A 21,548-nucleotide genomic window follows, 5' to 3' on the forward strand; every position below is an offset into this window, starting at 1 on the left:
CAGTGACGACGCTTTCCAACGGCTCGATCCAGGTGGCGTTCAACGCTGCCAGCACCAACAAGCTGTACCTCTATGGTGACGGCCCCGGTACCACTGACGGCGCGACCCCGGCCGGTGTCGCCACGGGGACCAGTCCGGCGATCACCGCCCTTCCCGGTGGTGGGTTCCAGACGGTGTTCACCGCCTCCGGTGGCAGCAACACGTTGTGGCGTTACGGTTCGGGTGCTGGTTCCTACACCGGATCTACGCCTGTCGGTGTCGCTGCGGGTACCAGTCCGGCAGTGACGACGCTTTCCAACGGCTCGATCCAGGTGGCGTTCAACGCTGCCAGCACCAACAAGCTGTACCTCTATGGTGACGGCCCCGGTACCACTGACGGCGCGACCCCGGCCGGTGTCGCCACGGGCACCAGCCCGGCGATCACCGCCCTTCCTGGCGGCGGGTTCCAGACGGTGTTCACCGCCTCCGGTGGCAGCAACACGCTGTGGCGCTACGGCCTGGGCGCCGGTTCTTACACAGGCAGTACCCCCGACGGGGTCGCCGCAGGCACCAGCCCCAGCGTCGACTGAACAACGGCGATCACCCGCTGACCACGTGGTGGCCTGAGGCGTTCATCGCCCCAGGCCACCACCCCACGCCGATGAAATCAGGAGCCGTAGATGCTTGGAAAAAGAATTGGGAGGGTGATCGCGGCTCTGGCCTCGGTCACCCTCGGCGCCGCGCTCGGCGCCGGTCTGACCGCCGGCCCGGCGCAGGCCGCCGCTCCGCAGACGGCAGCGGCCGCCGGCGTCAAGGTGCTGATGGACAGCTATGACTCCGGCACCGGTCTCATCGGTGACGGCTGGTGGACCTCGGCGGTCGCGCTGAGCACGGTGATGACGTACCAGCAGACCACCAACGACACGTCCTACAGCTACGCGATCTCCGGGGCGTTCAACGCGAACAAGGGCTCGAACTTCGAGAACTCCTACCTGGACGACACCGGGTGGTGGGCGCTGGCCTGGGTGCAGGCCTACGACATCACCGGCGACGTCGACTACCTGCACATGGCCGAGACCGACGCCGCGTACATCCACGGCTACTGGGACTCCACCTGCGGCGGCGGGGTGTGGTGGAGCACCGCGAAGACGTACAAGAACGCCATCCCGAACGAGCTTTTCCTGGACCTCACCGCCGCGCTCCACAACCGGGTCCCCGGCGACACCACCTATCTGGGGTGGGCGAACGCGGAGTGGAACTGGTTCGACGGCAGCGGGATGATCAACGGCTCGCGCCTGGTCAACGACGGGCTGAGCGGCAGCTGCCAGAACAACGGGCAGACCGTGTGGACCTACAACCAGGGCGTTGTGCTCGCCGGCTTGTCCGAACTCGCTCGGGCCACCGGGGACAACAGCCTGCTGAGCACCGCCGAGAGTCTCGCCAACGCCTCCACGGCGTACTTCTCGCACAACGGGGTCGTCGTCGAGCCCTGCGAGCCGAACTGCGGGGCCGACGGGCCCTCGTTCAAGGGCATCTATGTCAGGGGCCTGCGTACGCTCGCCACCGCGGCCGGGACCACCGCCTACGACGGCTTCCTGCAGACGCAGGCGAATGCCATCGTCGCGCACGATACGAACAGCGCTGGGCAGTTCGGCCTGAGCTGGGCCGGTCCGGTCCAGAGCGTGTCCACGGGGACCGAGTCCAGCGCTGCGGCAGCGCTGGTCGTGAACGCACGTAATCGGTATGAGGTCGCCTTCAGCGCTGGCACCGGCAACCAGCTCTTCCTGTACGGCAACGGCGGCGGCGCCATCAACGGCGGCACCGGCGTGAGCATCGCGCCGGGGACCAGCCCCGCCATCGCCGAGCTGGCCGGCGGCGGTATCGAAGTCGCTGTCAACGCCGCCGGCACCAACCAGCTCTATCTCTATGGCGCGGGGGCGGGAAGCGTGACCGGCGCTACCGCGGTCGGTGTTGCGTCGGGGACCAGCCCGGCTATTGCGGCCTTGCCTGGGGGCGGTTTCCAGACGGTGTTCTCTGCCGCGGGTAGCAACACCTTGTGGCGCTATGGCGTTGGTGCCGGGAGTTACACCGGGTCCACGCCGGTCGGTCTCGCCGCGGGTACCAGCCCGGCTATCGCCACTCTCGCCAACGGCAGCATCCAGGTCACTTTCAACGCGGGCGGCACGAACCAGCTGTATCTCTATGGCGACGGCCCAGGTACCACTGATGGTGGTACGTCGGTCGGCGTTGCGTCGGGGACCAGCCCGGCTATTACGGCCTTGCCCGGGGGCGGTTTCCAGACGGTGTTCTCTGCTGCGGGCAGCAACACCCTGTGGCGCTACGGCGTAGGCACTGGAAGCTACACCGGGTCCACCCCGGTCGGTCTCGCCGCGAGTACGAGCCCTGCCATCGCCACTCTCGCCAACGGCAGCATCCAGGTCGCCTTCAACGCAGGAGGAACGAACCAGCTCTACTTCTATGGCAACGGCCCCGGCGTCACCGATGGCAGTACGTCGGTCAGTGTTGCCGCGGGAACGAGCCCGGCTATTACGGCCTTGCCCGGGGGCGGTTTCCAGACTGTGTTCTCCGCGTCGGGCAGCAACACTCTCTGGCGCTACGGCGTCGGCGCCGGGAGCTACACCGGGTCCACCCCGGTCGGCCTTGCCGCCGGCACCAGCCCAGCCGCCGACTAGACAGAACACCAGGTCTCGCCGGAACCGGTACCCGCCGGTTCCGGCGAGACCACGGCATGACCCGATCCGAGCTTGTCGCCGAGTATTTCGGCGCCTGCTCTTGACCTTAGGTGCCCACTAAACGCGGCAGACAGCCGCCCGCACGACGTGTGCGCAGTGACTCAGACCGCTGCGCGGTCTTGCTATCGATCGATGCTCGCAGCGAACTCGACAATGGCCTTGGCCAGCTCTTCAGGAGCCTCCATCGCGGCGTAGTGGCCGACACCGTCCAGCGAGACCGAGCTGACCTGGGCCGATGCGGCCTGAGCCAGGGTGGCCAGCGTGAAGGAGCCCCCGCCGGCCCCGACCGCGAGCACGGGCACGTTCAGTCCGGGTGCCTGAGCCAGGGCCTTGATGTCAGCACCCTCAGTGAGCATCGACCGGTGCAGGCCGATCGCTCCGCGCCAGCCGTCGGGCCGTGCGTACGTGCGGACGAACTCGTCGAGGTCGGCGTCGGTGATCGCTCCCGGGACCGCGGTCAGCGCCGGGAACAGGAACTGCGCCATGAATTCGCGCTCGCGGCCGATGAGGAGCATTTCGGGGATGCCGGGCGCGGTGAGCACTCCGATGTACCAGACGCCGCCGTGCGTGACGTCGGCCAGTGCCTCCATCCCGAAGCCCGGCAGGCCGGTCTCGATCGCGGTGAGGCTGAGGACGTCGGGGGCGTGCGTGGTCGCGAGCCGGAACACGGTCGGCCCGGCGATGTCCTGGCCGGCTGGCGACACTCGTCGGCGTCCCCGCCATCCGCTTCGACACGCCCGGCTGGCTCGCGCGCGGCCTCGGTGAGTCGTCGTAGCGGCGGAGCGAGGTTGACGGCTGCGGATGGTGCTCGGCGGCTACGGGGATGGCCGAGACAGTCGAGACGGCCGCGCGGTTCCCCGCGCGGCCGTCCCCTAACAACGTTCTCAGTCGGCGTCGAAGGTGGTGCCCCGCCGCCGGCGGACAGCGAATCCGATGCCGTAGAGCCCGGCCAACGCCGCCGCACTGGCCGCACCGACCGCGATCTCGGTGCTGCCGCCGCCGCCCGAAGGCTTCGCCGGGCCGCGGCTGAAGCCGCCGAGCAGGTGCTGGTCCGCGTACGCGGTGCCGGGGACCTTGTCGGCGTAGCGGCCGTGCACGAGGCGCTGGTAGCCCAGCAGCGAGATGCCGCTGGAGCCCACCGAGCGGACCGCGTCGTTGTTGAGCGGGGTCACGTGGTCCTTCAGCAGTGCGTACCAGGCGTGGATCTGCGGTTCGTAGAAGGCGATCGCGCCGGGGCCCAGCTTGGCGGCGGCCGCCGCCATGTCGGTCTCGGTGCTGCCGGAGGCGATGTTGAACTCGGTCCAGGCGTTCGGGTGCGTCGCGCTGTGAGTGGTCCAGACCGAGGCGCGCTGCCCGGACGCCGAGACCGCCGCGGTGGCCATGAACTCCTGCTTGGCGACCGCGGCCGTGCCGTACTTCGCCGTCACGAACGCCGGGTTGAGGTAGTACACCGGCACCGTGGCGCCGATCAGGTGCGGCGCCTGGGCCGCAGCGGCGTCGGCCGCCGGGGCGGCGGCGTGGACCGCCAGCGGGGCGCCGGCCGGGCCGAGCTGGGCGAAGAAGCCGCCGAGTCGCTGGAGCACCGCGGGGGACCCCGCCGCCTGACTCGCGGCGGAGACGTCGGTGCTGGACACGCCGGGGACGGCCGGGGTGGCGGTGGCCGCCGAGCTCAGCGGCGCGACGGCGACGACGAGCGCTCCGGCCACGGCCGAGGCGCCGAGCAGGGTGCGGAGGGAGAACACTGTGAAGGCACGCATGGTCGTCTCACGCTCCGATCTGGGAGAGGGTGTCGTCCCAGGTGAACTGGTCGTTGCTGACGTAGCTGCTGTAGTCCATCTGGTTCATCCGCTGGTCGTCCGGCCAGGGGTCGCCGAAGCTGATGGTCTGGCTGCCCGAGTCGTAGCCGTAGATGACCTCGGCGTGGCCGCCGCCGGCGGTCCAGGAGATGCCGGTCTCCAGCGGGTGGCCCGCGTTGATGTCCGAGGCGATCTGGTCGAAGCCGACCGCGCCGCTCTCCACACCCGGCGATATGCCCAGGGACTGGAACGCGGTCTGGTCCCAGGCGAGCTGCCCCGGCTGGTTCGGGCACTGCTGCGAGGTGTCCTGGCCGATGGCGAGGTCGCAGAAGGAGTTCTGGTCCGTGCCGTGGCCCAGGAACGTGGCGATGGTGTCGCCCGAGGCGGCCCAGCACCATTCGTCCTGCTCCTGGACCTGCATGTTGATGCCGAGTTCGGCGGCCGACGCCGTGGTGGCGAACGCGAAGGCCAGTACCGCGGTGCAGGCCGCGACGAAGGTGCCGCGCCGGGTCGGTGCGCGCAGCGGAGTTCTTGCTCCCATTCCAGTCTCCTTGCGGTGGCGGTGAATGTGGCGATGGATGTGCTGGTGGGGAAGATAGGGACGCGCGAGCGGCCCGAACAGGACCCTGCGACGCCGCCGTTCACATAACGGGAACGCCTGTGAACGAACCGCCCGCCGCCGCGACCGCCGCCTCCCGTCCGACGTGCGCCAATGCGCGATTGATCAAGGCGCGTGCATGGAAGGAGCACGGGTAGGCCGGTATATTCACACCGGTCGCGAATCGGAGGTGTGATGGCACCACCCGACAGGACTGGTGTCGCGGACGCCGCGGTGGCGGCCGCGTTGAACACGGGCCCGTTCGACGTCGCGCTGCGCACGGCGATAGCCGCCCGCGGCCTCAGCCTGGAACGGCTCCGCAACCGGCTCGTCGACAACGGCCTGAACGTCGGCGTGACCACGCTGAGCTACTGGCAGCGCGGCATCCGGCGCCCCGAACGCCCCGAGTCGCTGCGCGCGGTGGCCGCGCTGGAGGGGATCCTCGGCCTGCCGCCGCACTCGCTGACGGTCCTGCTCGGGCCGCCGAAACCGCGCGGCTTCGCCGTGCGCACCAGCCAGTGGCCGAACCCGTTCGCCGACATCGTCCGGGTCCCCGGCGACCTCGGCCGGCAGATCGCCGACCTGGACAGCCCGGCCGCCGGGAAGCTGGACATCGTCGCGGAGTACAACTCGGTCACCGTCGGGGCCCGGCGCGAACTGGTCGAGGTGGACGTGATCTGGGTGCTCCGCGCGCACTATGAAGGCGTTGACCGGGCGCTCATGATCTACAGCGGGGATCCGGGAACGGTGGCCGATGCCATCGAGATCGTCGTCGGGGACGGCTGCCGGATCGGCCGCGTCCGGCGGCACGCGCAGACTCGCTCAGTGCTCACCGAGCTGTTGTTCGACCGCTCGCTCAGGGCGGGGGAGACGCAGGTGCTCACCTACACGATCCGCCCCCACAGCGACATCGAATGCTGCCAGCACTTCAACGGGTATCGCTTCGCCGGCGGGATGTTCGTGCTCTACGTCCGCTTCCATCCGGACGCGCTCCCGGTGCGCTGTCAGCGGTTCGCGGCGCGCCGCACCGAGGGGCCGATCGAGGAGAGCGCCGAGCTCACCGTGGACAGCCATCGCGCCATTCACATGGTGGTGCCTGATATACGGCCCGGGATACTCGGCGCGCGGTGGGAGTGGATCTGAGGCTGGAGGGACGGCGTCGGCGGTGACCGACGCCGGCACCCGTGCCTCACCGTCCGGCCAGCACCCGAGCCCTCACCGTCCAGCCAGCGGCCGAGCCTTCTTAGCCTTCTCCAGGGCGGCGATGGCCGTCGCCGCGGTGCGAAGCTCGACCGGTGTGGTCCGATCCAGCGGCCGGACCATGGCAGCCACCCTGGTCGTGGCCGCCTCGCGCCCGCCCTGGACGAACCGCGTCTCGGTGTCGAACTGCATCCGGTTCACGTTCTCGGTGTCCGCGCGGTGGGCGGTCAGCCGCATCTGCATCGGCAGTGGGAACACCAGCCGCTCGAACTTGGTGTCGACCTGCGTCAGCAGGAACGAGAACCTCCGGTCCGGCCACGGGCGCAGGTAGGCGAGTTCGCAGACTGCCAGGAACATCTGGCGTGCGGCTTCGACCAGGACCATGCCCTGCAGGTGTGCGCCGGCCTGGTGGTCCTGGAGCAGTTCGTTGTCGTTGTGGAGGCGCAAGGAGGCCTCGAAGGTGTACGGGCCGCAGTGCTCGAAGTCCGCGAGGAGCACGTTGCGGGCGTCGTGCTTGTGCACCGCACGCGTCTCGACCGGGGTCGGCAGGTCACGGGGGTCGAGCAGCAGCTGCCTCGCCAGGCCTCGGCGTTCGACGGCCTCGCCGGCCTCGGCGACCGCGGCCTCGTCTAGGCCCTGTCCCAGGTGGACCTGGACCGGCCCGGCGAGGTCGTCGTAGTCACCGCGGCCCACGGCCTCGGCGAAGCCGGTGACGCCGACTCCCAGGCCGGCGCCGCTGAAGTGGTCGAAGCGGTCGCCGACCAGGACGATCGGCGCTGCGGCGGACGGAGGATTCATGGTTCCTCGCTTCCTGTGTCTGGGGACCACGGGCATCCGGACGCCCCCACGGTGGTTTCCCCGGTCGAGGAAGCCACCCCGGGCCACCCCGCGCCGTCCCACCGCACCGGCAGTGCCAGCGGTCCGCGGATGAACTGGCCCGCGGTCCAGCGGATCTGGTCCTCGTGGACGGCCAGTTGCAGGGTCGGGAACTCCGCCAGCAAGGCGGCCATCCCGACCTCCAGTTGCAGCCGGGCCAACGACGCGCCGAGGCAGTAGTGGCGGCCGTGGCCGAAGGCGATGTGCGGGTTGTCCTCGCGCCCGGGGTCGAAGCGGTCCGGCTCGGCGAAGATCGACGCGTCCTGATTCGCGGCGGCGGTCAGCGGCACCACCACCTCCCCGGCCGGCACCAGGACGTCCCCGAGCCGGACGTCCTCCAGCGCCACATGGGCCGCGCCGCCGGTCGCGATCAGCGAGGTCCAGCGCAGGATCTCCTCCAGCGCCGGCGTCAACGCCCCGGGCTCCTGCCGCAGGCGCGCGGTCAGCGCCGGGTCGCGCAGCACCATCTGCACCGCCATCGCGAGCTGCCGCGAGGTGGTGTCGAAACCCGCCATCAGCAGCCCGGCCCCGAAGACCGCGACCTCCTCGTGGCTGAGGCGGTCGGCCCCCTTGCCGTGGAGCAGTCGGGTGAGCAGGTCGTCGTTCGGGCGGCCGGCGGCGTCGGCGAGGCGCTGGGCGACCAGGTCCCTGAAATACCCGTGTACCTCGGCGTGCGCCGTAGCCACCTCCTCGGGCGTGTGGCTGCCGAACGACATCATCACGGCCATGGCCGGACGCAGCTTGACCGCCTCGTCGTACGGCAGGCCGAGCTGTTCGGTGCCGGTGCGCAGGGCGAACGGGACGGTGAACTCCTCGACCAGGTCCGCAGGCTGCGGGAGGCTGCGCAGCCGCCGGGCACTGGACGCCGCGAGGTCGCGCAGCCACGGCGCCGTCTCGCGGGCGCGCCGCGCCGTGAACTCACTGGCCACGGCCTGCCGCCGACGGCTGTGCACCGGCGGGTCGCTGGTCGCCAGCGCCAACGAGGCGTTGGAGCGCGCGAACATCGGCTTGCCGGTGAACGAGGCTCGGCTGAACCGGTCGTCGGACAGCACGGCGCGCACGTCGGCGTAGCGGCTGACCAGCAGGGCCGACGCGCCGTTGGACAGGACCACCCGGGGCAGCCCCGGCTCGGCGGTCAGCTCGGCGAACCGCGCGGGCGGTTGTGGGCTCGGCGGATGGGGGAACGGGAAGGCCGGCGGTTTGTCGCGCTCAGAGCGCTTGTCAGGCTCGGGCTTGTCGGGATTATCGGGCTCGTCGGTCATGGTGCGTGCCTCTCCAAAAGATCGACGACGAAGAAGGCGGTGAACGCCGCGAGGATGTAGAACCCTGCATCGGCCGCGGGCCAGCGCTCGGCACCGCCGCGCCAGAACCGCAGCGCGCCCCGCACCGGCAGCACGGCCGGCAGCAGGACGAGCCACCCGGCCTCGGCGCCCGAACTCCAGGGCCGGACTAGCACCAGCGCGAGAACCGTCGCCACCGCAGCGGCGGCGAGCGCGGCGCGCGCCGTCGCCTCGACGCCGAACACGGTGACGTAGCTGCGTTCGCCGGCCTTGGGCACGCGGGTGGTCTTGCGCGCGAGTTCGAGGTGCGTGAAGACCGCGAGCATGGTGGCCAGCGGCAGGAGCGCGGAGGCTCCGGCGGACCGGCCGGTGTCGTGCAGCAGGGCGGCGTAGAGGTAGCCGCCAAGGAGTAGCTGCACCGGCAGGCTGATCAGGGCACTGATGATGAGCGCGTCGCCGGACGGCCAGTGCGCCAGCCGGTCGGCGGACAGTAGCAATGCCAGGTAGAGAAGTGCTGCGACGGCACCGGCCAAGGCCAGGCCGCGCGGGGCGTTGAGCAGCAGGACGACGACGACCCCGGCCGCGATGAGCACGCCGACGTCGCGGATGGTGACCGCGCCGGAGGCCAGCGGCCGCCGCGGGTTGTGCACCCGGTCGTAGTCGAGGTCGCGCAGGTCATCAACGGCGCGCACCACCAGGAGCAGTGCGGTGAACGACGCCACCGTGGCCAGCGTGGCCCAGCCCGGCCGCCACGTGCTGGCGCCGTGCTGTCCGAGGGCGAACATGGCCGTTCCGCCGAGCGCCCAGGCCAGGGCGTAGGGCAGGTAGACCGCCGGAGGGAAGCTGCCCCGGACGTAGCGGCGCAGCCGGACTATCAAGGCTCCGCCTCCTCGGCCGGGATCGGCGCACCGCCGTCGCCGACCGCCTCCTCCGCCAGGATCCGCACCGTGCCCGCCGCGCCGTCGAGCTCGATCAGGGCACCGTCCGGGATCCGGGTGGTGGCCCCGTCGACCGCGACCACGGTCGGCACCCCGAGGAGCCGGCCGGTGACGGCGGTGTGCGACAGCAGCGTCCCGCGCTCGACCACCAGCCCGCGCGCCGCGGTCATCAGGAACAGCCAGCCGGGATCGGTCTCCCGCGCTATCAGGATCGCGTCGCGGCAGGTGTCGGCCGGCACGTCCGGATCCAGCACCACGCGTGCCCGCGCCCGCACCACGCCGGCGCTGGAGGCCAGGCCGCGCAACACGTTCTCGTCGTCGGAGGCATCGCCGTCTGCACCGTCAGCGGTCGCCGCGGTCGCCGGCCGCGCCTGGTCCAGCGGCCGCCCCGCCAGGCTCACCAGCCGCGGCGGCGGCGCCGGCAGCGCCTCCCAGCGCTCCCGGTCGGCACGGCGCAGGGCCGCGAGCACGCGCAGATCGCTGCCCGGCAAGGTCCCGTCGAACGCGCCGAGGACCTCCTCCACGGTCAGGTCCAGCACGTCGCGCGGATCGTCGAGCCGACCGGCCCCGGCCAGCAGGACGCCCAGGCGCAGCAGCACCCGCCGCGACAGGCCGAACAACTCGGTACGGCAGAACCGAGTGTCCTCGCGCGCCTTGAGATGGGCCCGCATCCGGGAGGCGAAGGCCCGGATGATCACGCGTCGCAGCGGATTGCGACACTGCTCACGCAGCTGGCGTTCGCCGTCCGCGCGGACCTTCCGCTCGTCCGCGCGGCTGGCCTCGGCGCCTGTGCCTACGCCTGCCGCTGTGCCTGGGCCCGTACTCGTACTCGTACCTGTGTCCGCACCCGTGTCTGTGATCTGCCGCAGGTGCGGGCGCAGCATGTCGAGCACCATGGCCGGCCGTTGGCGCGGCGTGAGCTGTTCGAGCTTCAGATCGCCGACGGCCCGGTCCCCGTACAAGCGCAACTGGCGCCGCGCCGCGTCCGCGATCTCGGGCCCGTACCCGCCGTCGACGATCTCCTGCCACAGCGCGGCATCCTCCACAGCGTTCGCGGCGTTCAGGATCCGGTCCCGGACCTCGGGTCGCGCACATATCAGGTCGGACAGCTCCAGAGCGCCGCGGAGCCCGGCCAACGTGCGGTTCTCCGGTCCGCCGGCCAGCAGCGCGCCGAACAGCGCCCGATGCTGGGAGCCGGTCCAGCGGCGCAGCGAGCCCTCGTAACCCGCGGCGGGGAAGATGCCTAGGACCGTGTTGGTCAGCGTGACCCCCCATTGCGCGCCGACCTCCGCCCACAGACCGCGATAGAACGCGATCAGCGCCTCGGCATCGAGGGATTCCAGGTCACCGGCTTCGGCGGCGGTCCGGTCCCACCACGCGAGGAATCCACGCACCCGGCGGAAGTGGCCCGCGCTGCGGCCCAGCGTCCCCGGCGCCGTGCGCAGAGCCCGGCCGCGCCAGCCGGGAGACAGGTCCATCCCCGGCTGGGGCCGCAGCCCCATCGAGTGCTCCCACCAGTCCCGGATGAATTCGAACTCGGACATCATGCCGTGCAACGCGTACCAGGCGTCGAGCCGGTAGTAGACCCGGCCCTCGCGCAGGCCGACCATGCGCTCCAGATGGTGCGCGTTCTCCCGCAGCCGCGCCTCGGGGATGCCCATGCGGCGGTACAGGTCGGTGAAGATGGTCTTGTAGAAGTCGCGAGCGAGCGAGTACGTCAGCGCGCAGGAGACTCCCGGATAGCTCTCGGTGATGTTGTGGTTGCTCCACACCACCTGCTCGGGAAGGTCCGCCAGCGGCCGGGACTGCACGATCCACAGCTCGCCGTCGGCGGCGAACGCGCCTTCGATGTCCTGCGGACGGCCGAAATGCTCCTCGATCCGGTAGGCCGTCTCCACGACCCGCGCCAAGGCGCCGTCGGACAGGACCGGCTGCTCGGCCAACTCCGCCGGAACCTCAGCTTCGGAAGGCTCGGCCGGGCCCCCAGGTTCGGGCGCCCCGACCATGCGGCGCTTGACGGCGATCTCCGTGCGCACAGCGCCGGTGGCCCGCTCGGTGAAGTAGTGGTCGACGTCGGCACGCTCCTGGACGACGCCCTCGCCGATGCCGTATGCCGCAGCCACGACCACGCGGTCGGCGCCGTCGCGCGGATCACGCGTGAACGCCACGAACGAGCTGGCGCCGAGCACCATCCGCTGCACGCCGACCGCGACGCGCACAGCACCGGGATCGGCGCCGCGCCGCAGCCGGTACAGGACCCCTTCGGCGTTGTAGGCGGATGCCCAGCATTCGACGATCCGCCGGAGCAGGCCGGCGCGCGGGACGTACAGGAAGCTGTCGCTCAGCCCCGCGAACGGATCGGCCGAGCTGTCCTCGCCGTGCTGGCCCGGCCCGGGCACGACGCACGCGCGGACGGCGGCGAGCCCGTCGGCCCCGATGACCTCGTCGAACGCGGTGAGAACGGCGTCGGCGAGCTCCTCGTCCACCTGGAGGGAAAGCACCGCGGCGCGCGCCTTCTCGCTCCAGCGCCGCACGGCTTCGGGTACCGCGGCGGCCGGCGGAGCGTCCAGGTCGGCCAGCACCGGCGCGAGCGCCCGATCGAAGGCGGCCGCCGGGATGCCGAACAGGTCGGGGACCGCGAATCCTGCGGCGCGCAGCTCGGCGAGGCGGGAGAACTTGTGGCCGGCGGCGGCCGGATCGAGGAGGGCTTCGCCGTGGAGCAGGGCCGGAGCCGTGCCGGTGCTTGTGCCGGTGTTAGTGCCAGTGTCGGTGAGGTTGTCCGCGCCGGTGTCCGGGTCCTGCGGTCTGGCAGGGAGCCGGGTTTCGGCGGGCGCCGTCACCGGTCCGGCTCCCCGGCCGTCGTCACGGGCTCAGGCTGCCAGCCGTCCACGTGCAGAACCTCCTTCAGCGGGCGCCGCCGACCGGGCCCGAATGTCGTCCTGAGGGTGTAGGCGGTCGGGATGAGCGGCCCTTGGTGGACGTACTCCGGCAGGCCCAGCAGCTCGGCCATCTCGGCCTCCAGGCCGAGGTGGACCGTGGTGAGCGTGGTCCCCAGGCCTCGGCTGCGCGCCGCGAGCGCGTAGCTCCACGCGGCCGGGAGCAGCGAGGTCCACACCCCGGCCTGATTGCCCGCCGGGAGCGGCTTGCCGGTCTGGAGACACGGGAGGACCAGCACCGGGACGCGGTGCAAGCGGTCGGCCAGCTCACCGGCGTCACGCAGGACGCTGTTCTCCGCACCCGTGTCGCCGTACCTTCCGTGGAAGGCCTTCCGGTAGATCTCGGCGACCTGCTCGCGGCGCTTCGGATCGCAGATGAGGATCCAGCGCCAGTCCTGCCGGTTGGCGCCGTTGGGTGCTTGCAGCGCCAGGCGGATGCAGTCCTCGACGACTTCTCGCGGGACGGGACGTTCCAGGTCCAGGGCTCGGCGGACCGAGCGTGTGGTGCTCAGGAGCGTGTCGCAGACGTCCGCGTCCAGCCCGGGCACTCCGGTCGGCGGGCTCACCAGACCCCCGGCAGCAGGCGCGCGTGCTGCGCCGCGTAGGCGCTGTAGGCGGGGAGTACCAGCAGGGTGCGCTCCTCGACCCGGATCCGCCAGGACAGCACGCCGGCCAGCCCGGCCAGCAGCACCAGCGCCGGCCAGTTGAAGAAGAACACGATCAGGCCGACGTGCCCGAGGAGCATGCCGGCGTAGGCCGGGTGCCGGATCAGCCGGTAGGGGCCGGAGGAGACGATCGCGTGCTCGTCGTGGCGGATCACGTGGTGGGAGTAGAAGCGTCCCAGGGTCCTGATGGCCACCAGGCGCAGCGTGACGCCGCCGGCGAACACCGCCGCCGCGACCGCCTCGCGGACCGGCGACTCGGTGCCCAGCGGCACGATGAACAGCGCCGCGGCGACCGTGGCGAACCGGGTGAGACCGTAGGCGATCAGCGTGGACACCTCGCGCGGCGGCGAGCCGGGCTTGCCCAGGCTGACCGGGGCTTCGGCCAGCAGCCACAGCAGATTGGCGCCGATGAACACCAGCGCGAAGGCGCGGCCGGGCTCGTCGTGGCGGTGCAGGACGATCGCGAACCCGGCGGCGTTCACCACCAGGCCGATCCCGAACAGCGCGGGCGTGATCGCGCGCCGCCAGTCGAACCGCTGACCGACCCGCTGATCGACGTCGGCCACCGGCGTCACCTTCCCCTTGTGGCGCGTGGACGCGCCGAGCCAAGACCCCCCCGGGTCGCGACATGGCCCTATCCAGGCCAGGGCTTTATATCAACGAGTGTGAATAAGGCCACTGGCTTGACGTATTTCAGTACGCTAGCGTCTCAGCGAACTGATTGTCGATGGAGTGATGAAAATTTCACGGAACCTGTCATCGAGCATGGCGGGGCGGCCGGTTCCACGCCGGCCCGGGCGGGGGAGGACCACATGACGGCAGGTGCGTTCACCTGGGATTCGGCCGGCGTGCTGCGGCGGCTGCGGGAGTTGGGGGAGGGGCTGGCCGTGTCAACCGGCCCCGGCGACACGGCCGACCGCGCGATGGGGGAGGCATTGATCGGCTTTCTCGATCGGATCGCCGGACGCGGCTCGGGACCGGCGGTGGACGGTATCGTCGCGCTGCCGTTCCTGGTGCACGGGCTGTACTCCGGCGAGCCGGCGGCCGCCGAGCCGGCAGCGATGGCGCACGTCCTGTGGTGGGTGTCGGCGCGCTACCTCGACGACCTGTCCGACGCCGCGCCGGGGGCCATCGCCGCCTCCGACGCCGACCGGCAGTTGCTCGCGGTGGTCGGGATCGCCTGCCACCTGTCCGCCACGGTCTTGGACGACGCGTGCCGCGACGAACCGGCGCGGGCACTGGCGCTGCGCCAGGAACTGTCGCGGTGCTGGCACCGGGCGATATCCGGGCAACTGGCAGACCTCACCTTGACCGCTGCGACGGCCACGGCCGAGGAGGTGATGGCCGGCTACCGCGGCAAGACCGGCGCGCCCTACGCCATGGCCGCGGCGATGGGGGCGGTGCTGGCCGGATGCGATCCGGCGCAGGTGGACGTCCTGCGCGACTTCGGGGAGCGGTTCGGAGTCCTTCGGCAGGTGGTCAACGACCAGCGGGACATCGCGTCGCGCCGGTACGAGGACCTGCGCAACGGCACTGCCACGTACATGGTGGTGCGGTATCTGGAGTCGCTGTCGGAGGCGGAGCGCGGGGCGGCGGAGAAGCTGCTCGTCGGGTGCGCGGACTCGGCCGAGGCCCGGGACGCGTTCGCGGCGCGGCTGACCGAGCCCGGGTGGCTGCGGGCCTTCGCGGGGATCGTCAGGCCGCTGATCGACGGGCTCCACGCGACGGTCGACGAGATCGGCGGGGTGACCGAGTTCGCCGAGTACACGGACGGGCTGCACGGGCTGCACGGGCTGATCGAGCAGACGGTGAACCTGTACCCGGAGTTCTTGCTGGGGCTTCCGGGCTGACAGGGAAACACCAGTTCAGACCCGGCCCAGCGCGACGAACACCGCGAGCGCGAGGTAGACCAGGTTCACCAGCACCAGCTTGTTCTGCCCGAGCCGGCCGTGCGTGATCATCGCGCCGATCATCAGCAGCACCCAGCACAACGCGGTGACCGGCACCATCGCCGGCGCGATGCCGACCGCCCGCGGCGCGATCAGGCCGACCGCGGCCAGGATCTCCAGGACCCCGATGCCCTTGATGAAGCCGACGCTGACGCCCTCGGTCCACTCCCCGCCGTGCTGTGCGGCCAGCCTGGCCTTGGGCACGAACGACTTCAGCACGCCGCCGGTCAGCGCGACCGCCGCCAGCAGGACGGCGGCGATCCACAGTGCCACGTTCACGGGTCTCTCCCTCGATGTCTCGATCAAGCTGGTGTCTTGATCCAGCCGATGTCTTGATCGAGCTGGTGTCTTGATCCGGCTGGTGTCTTCAAGACCTGAGTCGAGACAGCCCGCGGTTTTGTGACACTCGCCTCGCCGGGGTGGGTCCGGCTGCGGCCGTCGCCGTCGGGCCTTATCGTCGTGTCCGTGCAGACTTTCGGCGTGGACATCGGCGGTTCCGGGATCAAGGGCGCTCCCGTGGACGTGGACAGTGGTGAGCTCGCGGCCGAGCGTTACAAGGTCTTGACGCCGCATCCGTCCGCCCCCGACGCCGTCGCGGACGCCGTTGCCGAGGTGGTCGGCCACTTCGGGTGGACCGGACCGGTCGGCATGACGTTCCCGGGCGTCGTCACCGCGGGGGTCACCCGCACGGCCGCCAACATGGACGAGAAATGGATCGGCCTGGACACCCACGCGCTGCTGGGCGCCCGGCTGGGCCTGCCGGTGACGGTGCTCAACGACGCCGACGCGGCGGGCCTGGCCGAGATGAGGTTCGGGGCCGGGCGCGGCCGCGACGGCACGGTCATCCTGCTGACCTTCGGGACCGGGATCGGCAGCGCGGTCTTCACCGACGGCCACCTCGTCCGGAACACCGAGCTCGGGCACCTGGAACTGCACGGCCGCGACGCGGAGACGCACGCCTCGTCCAAGGCCAAGGAGGACGAGGATCTGAGCTGGGCGCACTGGGCCCGCCGCGTCCAGAAGTACCTGGCGCACGTCGAGATGCTCTTCTCGCCGGACCTGTTCATCATCGGCGGCGGCGTCAGCCGCGAGGCCGACAAGTTCCTCCCGCTCGTCGAGGGGATCCGGGCTGAGATCGTCCCGGCCACGCTTCGGAACAACGCGGGGATCGTCGGGGCCGCGATGACGGCGTCCAAGGCGTAGGTTCCCCGTCTACGCCGTCTCGACCGCCTACACCGTCACAACAGGTCGGCGAGGTCGGCGAACACCCGGCTGCCGGCTGACGCGGCGGCGGGGGAGACGAGGTCCAGGGTCAGGAATCCGTGGACCTGCCCGGCTTCGCACCGATGGCGCACCGGTACGCCTGCCGCCGTAAGCCTTGCGGCGTAGGCGTCGCCCTCGTCGCGCAGCGGGTCGTGTTCCGCGGTGACGACGACGGCCGGCGGCAGGCCGTGGAGGTCGGCGAACAGCGGGCTGACCGTGGGGTCCGCGCGGCGGCCGGGGTCCGGCACCCACAGCTCGGCGCCCCAGGCGACGGCGTCCGCGTCCAGGCCCCAGCCGGTGGCCTTGGTCTTCACGCTGGGCTGGGACAGCGTCAAGTCAGTGTTCGGATACAGCAGCACCTGGAGCGCGGGGAGCGGGCGGCCTTCGTCGCGCAGGCGGAGGCAGGCCAGCGTGGCGAGGTTTCCCCCGGCGCTGTCGCCCATGACCACCAGCGGGCCGGCGGCGGTTCCGGTGGTCGCGCCCCCGTCGTCGTAGGCCCAGCGCAGGACCTGGACGGCGTCGTCCACGGCGGCCGGCCACACGTGCTCCGGCGCCCGGCGGTAGTCGACGGCCACGACGGTCACGCCCACGGCCTCGACCAGCCGGCGGCAGGCGCGGTCGTGGGACTCCAGATCGCCGATGACCCACATCCCGCCGTGGAGGAACACCACCGTGGCGCGTGGTTCGCCGGTCGGCCGGTACACCCGGACCGGGACCTGGTCAGGGCCGACCGGCAGGTCGGTGACCGTGCCCACCTCGGGACCGCGCGGCTGGGCCTGGACTCGCTGACGCTGGCCCCGGCGCAGTTCGGCAGCACCGAGTTCGCGCGCGGACGGGCCGTCGTCCTGGCGGACCGCGGCGATGAAGGCAGCCAGTTCGGCGTCGGCGAGGGCGTCCGCTTCCAGGCGGGTGGCGAAGCGTTCGAGGACGGACAGCCAGTTCGGGGCGCGCACGTCATCGGGGTCCGGCTCGCCGCCTTGATCCGAGTACAGCAGCCGGCCCGGGACGCGTTCGGGATCGAGGTCGAGCACGACGTACGAGCCGTCGGGTTCAGCCAGCAGCGGCACGCACGCACGCCATTCGTCGCCCCAGTCCATGGCATCGCGCATGTCGGGAAGCCGTGCAAGGTCGATGTGCGCGCAGTCGCCCTGGTCGGCGCCGAGGATGTCGATGCTGCCGTGGATCAGGCACGACGCTTTGAAGTCCTCCGGCAGCGGGTAGCCGAGCTTCGCCTCGGCGACTTCGACGTCCAGTTGGGTGGCGGGAGCACCGAGGCCGCTGAGGGAGTCGGGTGCGTAGGTGGCGAGCGCGAGTTCGATCCGCCGCCACGCGTCGGCAACGGCTGCGCGTATGGGTGATGCGCTCGCCTTCTCGTCGGGAGAGGGCGCGTCGAGTATGCCGAGTATCTGGGACTCGGCCTGCGTCCGCGAGGACGGCGGCAGCTTCGCGGCGGCCTCCAGCCGCAGCTTCACGTCATTGGCGCTGTCACGCACCAGAGTCCAAAGCGCGGCGTCGATCTGGGATGCGTGCTGCTCTCCGGCCGCGCGAATTACGTCGACCAGATCAGGGCCCGACTGCACTGACAGGTAGGAGGCGGGGTCGAGCAGCAGCGAGGCGATCGCGATGCTTACCGCGACCTGCACGGCCTCGGGGGACAGCGCCGTCAACGGCCGTGCCACCAGCCCGACCGGCACCCCACCGGCCACCACCGTCGCCAAGGCCTGACACGCTTCCAGGTGGTACGCGGCGTCAAGCTTCGCCATGGTCGCCGCGGCCTGCTCCGCTTCCCCGCGCCCGCCCGCGGCGGTCTCTGTCAACCGCGCGAGTACCTCGCGGGCGTAGTCCGGGCCGAGGGCCGCGTAGCCGTCGCCGAAGTTGAGCACCATCCGCGTGTCTGCTTCAGCGAATGCGGCGCGCGCGGCCGGGGCCTGCGCGGGATCCAGCAGCCCCAGCGTGATGACCAGCGCCAGCTTCTCGTAGCGCTCGTTCGGCGTGTACCAGTCCGGATAGCCGGCCGGAACCGGATCGCTGGCCCGGTCCGCCAGGTAGCCGCGGACTCGTGCCGCCGCCTGCGGACGCGCCTCGGGGACCAGGGTGGCGATCGCGCGCGCCACCTTCGGACGGTGGTCGGTGCCGTGATCCAGCAGGTGTATCAGGACGGCGCTGATCTCGCTGTGCCGTTGCGGCTCCGCCGCGAGCTGGTCTCGTGCCGCCGCCACGGCCAGATCCACGTTGTTCACCGGGCCCTGCGGCAACAACGCGGTCACCGGGCACGTTCCGTCCGGATGCGCAACCACGATCCACTCCATTCACAAGCCAGAACCACTCCCACCCCGTCTTCGGGGACGACCCCATCCTCTCGGATGGTGATCGGTCGCGTCCCGCCGCAGGTCAGCAAAGGGTGTAACGGTGGAGCGCGTCCCGACGCCTGTATGACGGCGAGAAGGTGGCATCTCGTACAGCGTCCGGCTCCGGAACCCGTCGCCCATTCCCGACGGGGGCCGGAGCCTGACGCTTGTTCGGCGGCACACGCTGCTGGTGCGGTTAGATAACTGGCCCAATGGACGTCCAACAACCAACCTCGGATCAGCCCACCGGCTGCGGCGGTTTCGACCCGTTACTCGTCGGATCGCCCCAGGTTGCTCTGAGAGATCCGTGTCTGTGCCAGAACTTCCAGGAACGGGCCGATGGCCAGCCCCGCCTGGGAGCTGTGACGGAAGCCGCGGTCGGGATGGACGGTGTACGTCGTGCGGCGGCCTGTGCGGTGGCGGCTGATGTAGCCGGCCGATTCCAGGTCGTTGATGATCCCCTGGGTGGTGCGCTCGGTCACGCCCGCTTCGCGACTCAGGTCACTGACTCTGGAGTCGGGGTTCTTGGCGATCGCGACCAGTACGTGGCCGTGCCCGGTCAACAACGTCCACACGCCGTCGGAGCCGCGCGTCATGGCTACGCGTCCGTCACCGGCCCCTTGACGGAGAACAGCTCCGTGACGCCGGCGAGTTCCAGGACCCGCAGCACCGGCTGCGAGGGGTCCGCGACGACGAAGTCGCGGCCGTTGTCGACGGCGCGCTGCCTGGCGTGCACCAGCACCCGGAGTCCCATGGAGTCCAGGAACTCGACCTGGGAGCAGTCGATGACCAGGTCCGTCGAGCCGTCCCAGGCCTGGTCGAGGTCGGCCTCGAAGCGGGCGTGGGCGGCGAGGTCCACGTCGCCGGCGACGGTGAGCACCACGCGGGCCTCGTCGTGCCTGGCGGTGCTGGAGAACTCCATGGACGGCTCCCGGTGCTCCGGCTTCGCCGGCGTCGAGTCGCCGGTGATGGTGACACCAGCTTTCGTCATGCCCGCCGATTCTGTCAACTGATACATGAAATAGTTCTCGTGTTATTTGTTTCCGGGGTGGGCCCCGCCGAGTGTCGACGGTTTACACCGGACGTAAACGGACACAGCGGCAGGTGGCCGCCGGTGGTGATCGACGACCGCTGCGAACGAGACACCGTCGGAGAGCAGACCCATGGATCCTGAAGCACAGCCCGAGCGAACATCCCGCGTAGCCGAGGACGCGGTGGAGACGGTCCTGATCCAGGTGCCCGCCGACGCCGACTACGTGGCCGTCATCCGGTCGGCCGCCGCGCACGTCGCGACCAGGTTCGGCGGCACGCTGTCGGAGGTCGCCGACCTGCGGCTGGCGGTCGACGAGGCCTGCGGCCTGCTGCTCCGGCACACGGTCCGGCACATAGTCCGGCACACGGCCCGGGACCGCCCGGCCGCCGCCGGCGCGGGTGTCGGGGATCTGGAGTGCCGCTTCGTCCTCGACGCCTCGACGCTCCGGGTCGTGCTCGGCCGTCAGGCCTGGACCTCGGCCCCACCGCAGGACGACGACTTCGGATGGACGATCCTGTCCGCGCTGGTGGACGACATCGTCTGGCGCGCCGAGGGCTCGACGGTCCAGGTGGAGATTCTGAAGCGCCGTACGGTTGACAGGCGCGCCACGTCGCCACGTCGCGCCGGCACGGCGTCATGAGCCTGTTCCCGCCGCCGACCACCGCGGAATGGCTCGAACCGTAGGGCCCGCGATTTCGTCACATGCCGATGGGAAACGCCAGGTCAGGCGCCATCTCATCCCGGGTAGCCGTCAATATCCGGAAGACGTGCCGCGTTCGCGTCCCAGCCACCCAGGAGACTTGCCGTGCCCCGGCCACACGGTCGCGGCGCAAGTCTGGTGTCCGTGCGCCCGATCGCGCCTCGGCACCGCGCGATGGAGGTAATCATGTTCCGCACCAGGTTGATTCAGACGGCCGGTGTCGTTGTCGGTGCTGCGGCGCTGACGATGACGTTCACCGGCTCGGCGTGGGCGGGCAGCACGGTGAGACTCCATGACAAGGCGACGAACCGGTGCCTGGACAGCAATTATTCGGGCAACGCCTATGCGCTCCCGTGCAACGGCGGCACCTACCAGAACTGGTTCACCGGCACGAACGGTGGCAACGGCTACTACCTTGAGGACGGCCAGACCGGCCTGTGCTTGACCACAGGAACGCAGGTCAACAGCAACCTCGTCCTCATGAAGACGGAGTCATGCGCCGGAAACGCGGTGAACTTCGCCGTCGTCATCAACTCCGACGGCACCAACACCTTCAAAACCGGCACGTGGTGTCTGGACAGCAACACTGATGGTGAGGGGAATAACGTTGGTTCGGTCTACATAGACCCGTGCAACGGCGGGAATTACCAGAGGTTCTCGCTCGGGTAAGCCTCAGTGCGATATGGGAAACCGGCTGCAGAGATGTTGCTTCTGCGGCCGGTTCTATGCCTGCGGAGGTTGCAGGGCGCCCTATCGAGGCACTGCAACCGACCGGCACTGCGCGGCGCCCTGCAGCGGCGCCCAGCACACCTGCAACATCGTCCCGCTCGTGACCGCCGGCACCATCAACGTGTCCACGAAATCAGTGGTCTGCCAGGTAGCCTCAACCACCGTGGAACGGGTGTCTGTGCCCGCGACCGATATCGACACCCGGCCGCCGAGCGTGCCGGCCCAGACGCGTCCCCACGCGGAGCGGCACGCGACGCTGTAGCGGAGGTCGAGCTCGGTCTTGCCCTGCATCGGCCGGGTGCCCAGCGGGGTGGGGTCGCCGCCGCAGTACGTCGGCTCGGCGTCCAGGCCGTCGCACGACGCGCCGACGCAGCTGACACCCGAGGACGCAGCAGGCGCGACGGACCCGGACCGGTACCACGAGCCGATGCCGAAGACGACGCTCGCCACGACGACGCCGATCACCATGGAGACCCAGCCCGGCGGGCGGGGGAAGGGCTTGTGG

General features: G+C 70.8%; 20 protein-coding genes and 1 pseudogene. 7 read left to right on the plus strand and 14 right to left on the minus strand.

The window, feature by feature from the left end; translation table 11 throughout:
- Together GWK61_RS37465 and GWK61_RS37470 are read left to right on the plus strand one after the other, a co-directional pair.
- Positions 1-569, plus strand: a pseudogene (locus tag GWK61_RS37465) (hypothetical protein); the annotation flags it as partial.
- A gap of 114 nt (positions 570-683) precedes the next feature.
- A complete protein-coding gene (locus GWK61_RS37470) occupies positions 684-2,672 on the plus strand; it encodes a glycoside hydrolase family 76 protein (protein WP_323747929.1) in 1,989 nt (662 codons plus the stop codon).
- A 182-nt stretch (positions 2,673-2,854) separates the two neighbouring features.
- Here the strand turns inward: GWK61_RS37470 and GWK61_RS37475 are convergent, their stop codons facing one another.
- The 3 genes from GWK61_RS37475 to GWK61_RS37485 all read right to left on the minus strand — a co-directional run bounded on the left by GWK61_RS37475 (position 2,855) and on the right by GWK61_RS37485 (position 5,069).
- Positions 2,855-3,436, minus strand: coding sequence for an alpha/beta fold hydrolase (locus GWK61_RS37475; RefSeq protein ID WP_228563581.1), 582 nt, complete (start codon positions 3,434-3,436; stop codon positions 2,855-2,857).
- A 180-nt stretch (positions 3,437-3,616) separates the two neighbouring features.
- The gene (locus GWK61_RS37480; RefSeq protein ID WP_194916451.1) at positions 3,617-4,489 is read right to left on the minus strand and encodes a hypothetical protein; all 873 of its coding nucleotides are present in this window, start codon (positions 4,487-4,489) and stop codon (positions 3,617-3,619) included.
- Positions 4,490-4,496: 7 nt separating this feature from the next.
- Positions 4,497-5,069 (minus strand): papain-like cysteine protease family protein, encoded by a 573-nt coding sequence (locus GWK61_RS37485; RefSeq protein WP_194916452.1) that lies wholly within the window; start codon positions 5,067-5,069, stop codon positions 4,497-4,499.
- A 252-nt stretch (positions 5,070-5,321) separates the two neighbouring features.
- Here GWK61_RS37485 and GWK61_RS37490 point away from each other — a divergent pair, with 252 nt between their 5' ends.
- A complete protein-coding gene (locus GWK61_RS37490) occupies positions 5,322-6,269 on the plus strand; it encodes a hypothetical protein (RefSeq protein ID WP_194916453.1) in 948 nt (315 codons plus the stop codon).
- A gap of 72 nt (positions 6,270-6,341) precedes the next feature.
- On the opposite strand, the gene GWK61_RS37495 is transcribed toward GWK61_RS37490, so the two are convergent.
- From GWK61_RS37495 to GWK61_RS60025, 6 genes are read right to left on the minus strand one after another with little or no spacing between them, the layout of a single operon-like run.
- Complete coding sequence (locus GWK61_RS37495; protein WP_194916454.1) at positions 6,342-7,124, minus strand: AfsA-related hotdog domain-containing protein; 783 nt, start codon at positions 7,122-7,124, stop codon at positions 6,342-6,344.
- Positions 7,121-8,464, minus strand: coding sequence for a cytochrome P450 (locus GWK61_RS37500; protein WP_194916455.1), 1,344 nt, complete (start codon positions 8,462-8,464; stop codon positions 7,121-7,123). Before GWK61_RS37500 ends, GWK61_RS37495 begins: the two co-directional genes overlap by 4 nt.
- Positions 8,461-9,360 (minus strand): UbiA family prenyltransferase, encoded by a 900-nt coding sequence (locus tag GWK61_RS37505; RefSeq protein WP_194916456.1) that lies wholly within the window; start codon positions 9,358-9,360, stop codon positions 8,461-8,463. The genes GWK61_RS37500 and GWK61_RS37505 overlap by 4 nt, the downstream gene beginning before the upstream one ends.
- Positions 9,357-12,260, minus strand: a complete 2,904-nt coding sequence (locus GWK61_RS37510) for a PEP/pyruvate-binding domain-containing protein (protein WP_194916457.1) — start codon at positions 12,258-12,260, stop codon at positions 9,357-9,359. The genes GWK61_RS37505 and GWK61_RS37510 overlap by 4 nt, the downstream gene beginning before the upstream one ends.
- Positions 12,257-12,922, minus strand: coding sequence for a nitroreductase family protein (locus GWK61_RS37515; protein WP_323747930.1), 666 nt, complete (start codon positions 12,920-12,922; stop codon positions 12,257-12,259). The genes GWK61_RS37510 and GWK61_RS37515 overlap by 4 nt, the downstream gene beginning before the upstream one ends.
- Positions 12,919-13,587 carry a methyltransferase family protein gene (locus GWK61_RS60025; RefSeq protein ID WP_194916458.1) on the minus strand — a complete coding sequence of 223 codons (669 nt, stop codon included), beginning with the start codon at positions 13,585-13,587 and terminating at the stop codon, positions 12,919-12,921. The genes GWK61_RS37515 and GWK61_RS60025 overlap by 4 nt, the downstream gene beginning before the upstream one ends.
- Positions 13,588-13,833: 246 nt before the next feature.
- Here GWK61_RS60025 and GWK61_RS37525 point away from each other — a divergent pair, with 246 nt between their 5' ends.
- Positions 13,834-14,871: a polyprenyl synthetase family protein gene (locus GWK61_RS37525; RefSeq protein WP_194916459.1), complete on the plus strand. Its 1,038-nt coding sequence runs from the start codon at positions 13,834-13,836 to the stop codon at positions 14,869-14,871.
- A 15-nt stretch (positions 14,872-14,886) separates the two neighbouring features.
- Here GWK61_RS37525 and GWK61_RS37530 read toward each other — a convergent pair whose 3' ends face one another.
- Positions 14,887-15,249 carry a DoxX family protein gene (locus GWK61_RS37530; RefSeq protein ID WP_194916460.1) on the minus strand — a complete coding sequence of 121 codons (363 nt, stop codon included), beginning with the start codon at positions 15,247-15,249 and terminating at the stop codon, positions 14,887-14,889.
- 186 nt (positions 15,250-15,435) lie between these two features.
- Here GWK61_RS37530 and ppgK point away from each other — a divergent pair, with 186 nt between their 5' ends.
- On the plus strand, positions 15,436-16,173 hold the full coding sequence (gene ppgK / locus GWK61_RS37535; RefSeq protein ID WP_194916461.1) for a polyphosphate--glucose phosphotransferase: 738 nt from the start codon (positions 15,436-15,438) through the stop codon (positions 16,171-16,173).
- 35 nt (positions 16,174-16,208) lie between these two features.
- Here the strand turns inward: ppgK and GWK61_RS60030 are convergent, their stop codons facing one another.
- From GWK61_RS60030 to GWK61_RS37550, 3 genes are all read right to left on the minus strand, one after another.
- Positions 16,209-18,530, minus strand: a complete 2,322-nt coding sequence (locus GWK61_RS60030) for an alpha/beta hydrolase fold domain-containing protein (protein WP_323747931.1) — start codon at positions 18,528-18,530, stop codon at positions 16,209-16,211.
- Positions 18,531-18,850: 320 nt separating this feature from the next.
- The gene (locus tag GWK61_RS37545; RefSeq protein ID WP_194916462.1) at positions 18,851-19,177 is read right to left on the minus strand and encodes a helix-turn-helix transcriptional regulator; all 327 of its coding nucleotides are present in this window, start codon (positions 19,175-19,177) and stop codon (positions 18,851-18,853) included.
- Positions 19,178-19,179: 2 nt separating this feature from the next.
- The gene (locus tag GWK61_RS37550; protein WP_228563583.1) at positions 19,180-19,572 is read right to left on the minus strand and encodes an STAS domain-containing protein; all 393 of its coding nucleotides are present in this window, start codon (positions 19,570-19,572) and stop codon (positions 19,180-19,182) included.
- A 172-nt stretch (positions 19,573-19,744) separates the two neighbouring features.
- Here GWK61_RS37550 and GWK61_RS37555 point away from each other — a divergent pair, with 172 nt between their 5' ends.
- Both GWK61_RS37555 and GWK61_RS37560 read left to right on the plus strand, forming a co-directional pair.
- Positions 19,745-20,254: an ATP-binding protein gene (locus tag GWK61_RS37555; RefSeq protein WP_194916463.1), complete on the plus strand. Its 510-nt coding sequence runs from the start codon at positions 19,745-19,747 to the stop codon at positions 20,252-20,254.
- A 246-nt stretch (positions 20,255-20,500) separates the two neighbouring features.
- Positions 20,501-20,983: an RICIN domain-containing protein gene (locus GWK61_RS37560; RefSeq protein ID WP_194916464.1), complete on the plus strand. Its 483-nt coding sequence runs from the start codon at positions 20,501-20,503 to the stop codon at positions 20,981-20,983.
- A gap of 81 nt (positions 20,984-21,064) precedes the next feature.
- On the opposite strand, the gene GWK61_RS37565 is transcribed toward GWK61_RS37560, so the two are convergent.
- Positions 21,065-21,548, minus strand: a 484-nt coding sequence (locus GWK61_RS37565) for a DUF2690 domain-containing protein (protein ID WP_194916465.1), incomplete at its 5' end; no start/stop codon positions are given.

Source organism: Catenulispora rubra (genome assembly GCF_015356825.1).
In the GTDB taxonomy this organism is placed as follows: Bacteria; Actinomycetota; Actinomycetes; order Streptomycetales; family Catenulisporaceae; genus Catenulispora; species Catenulispora rubra.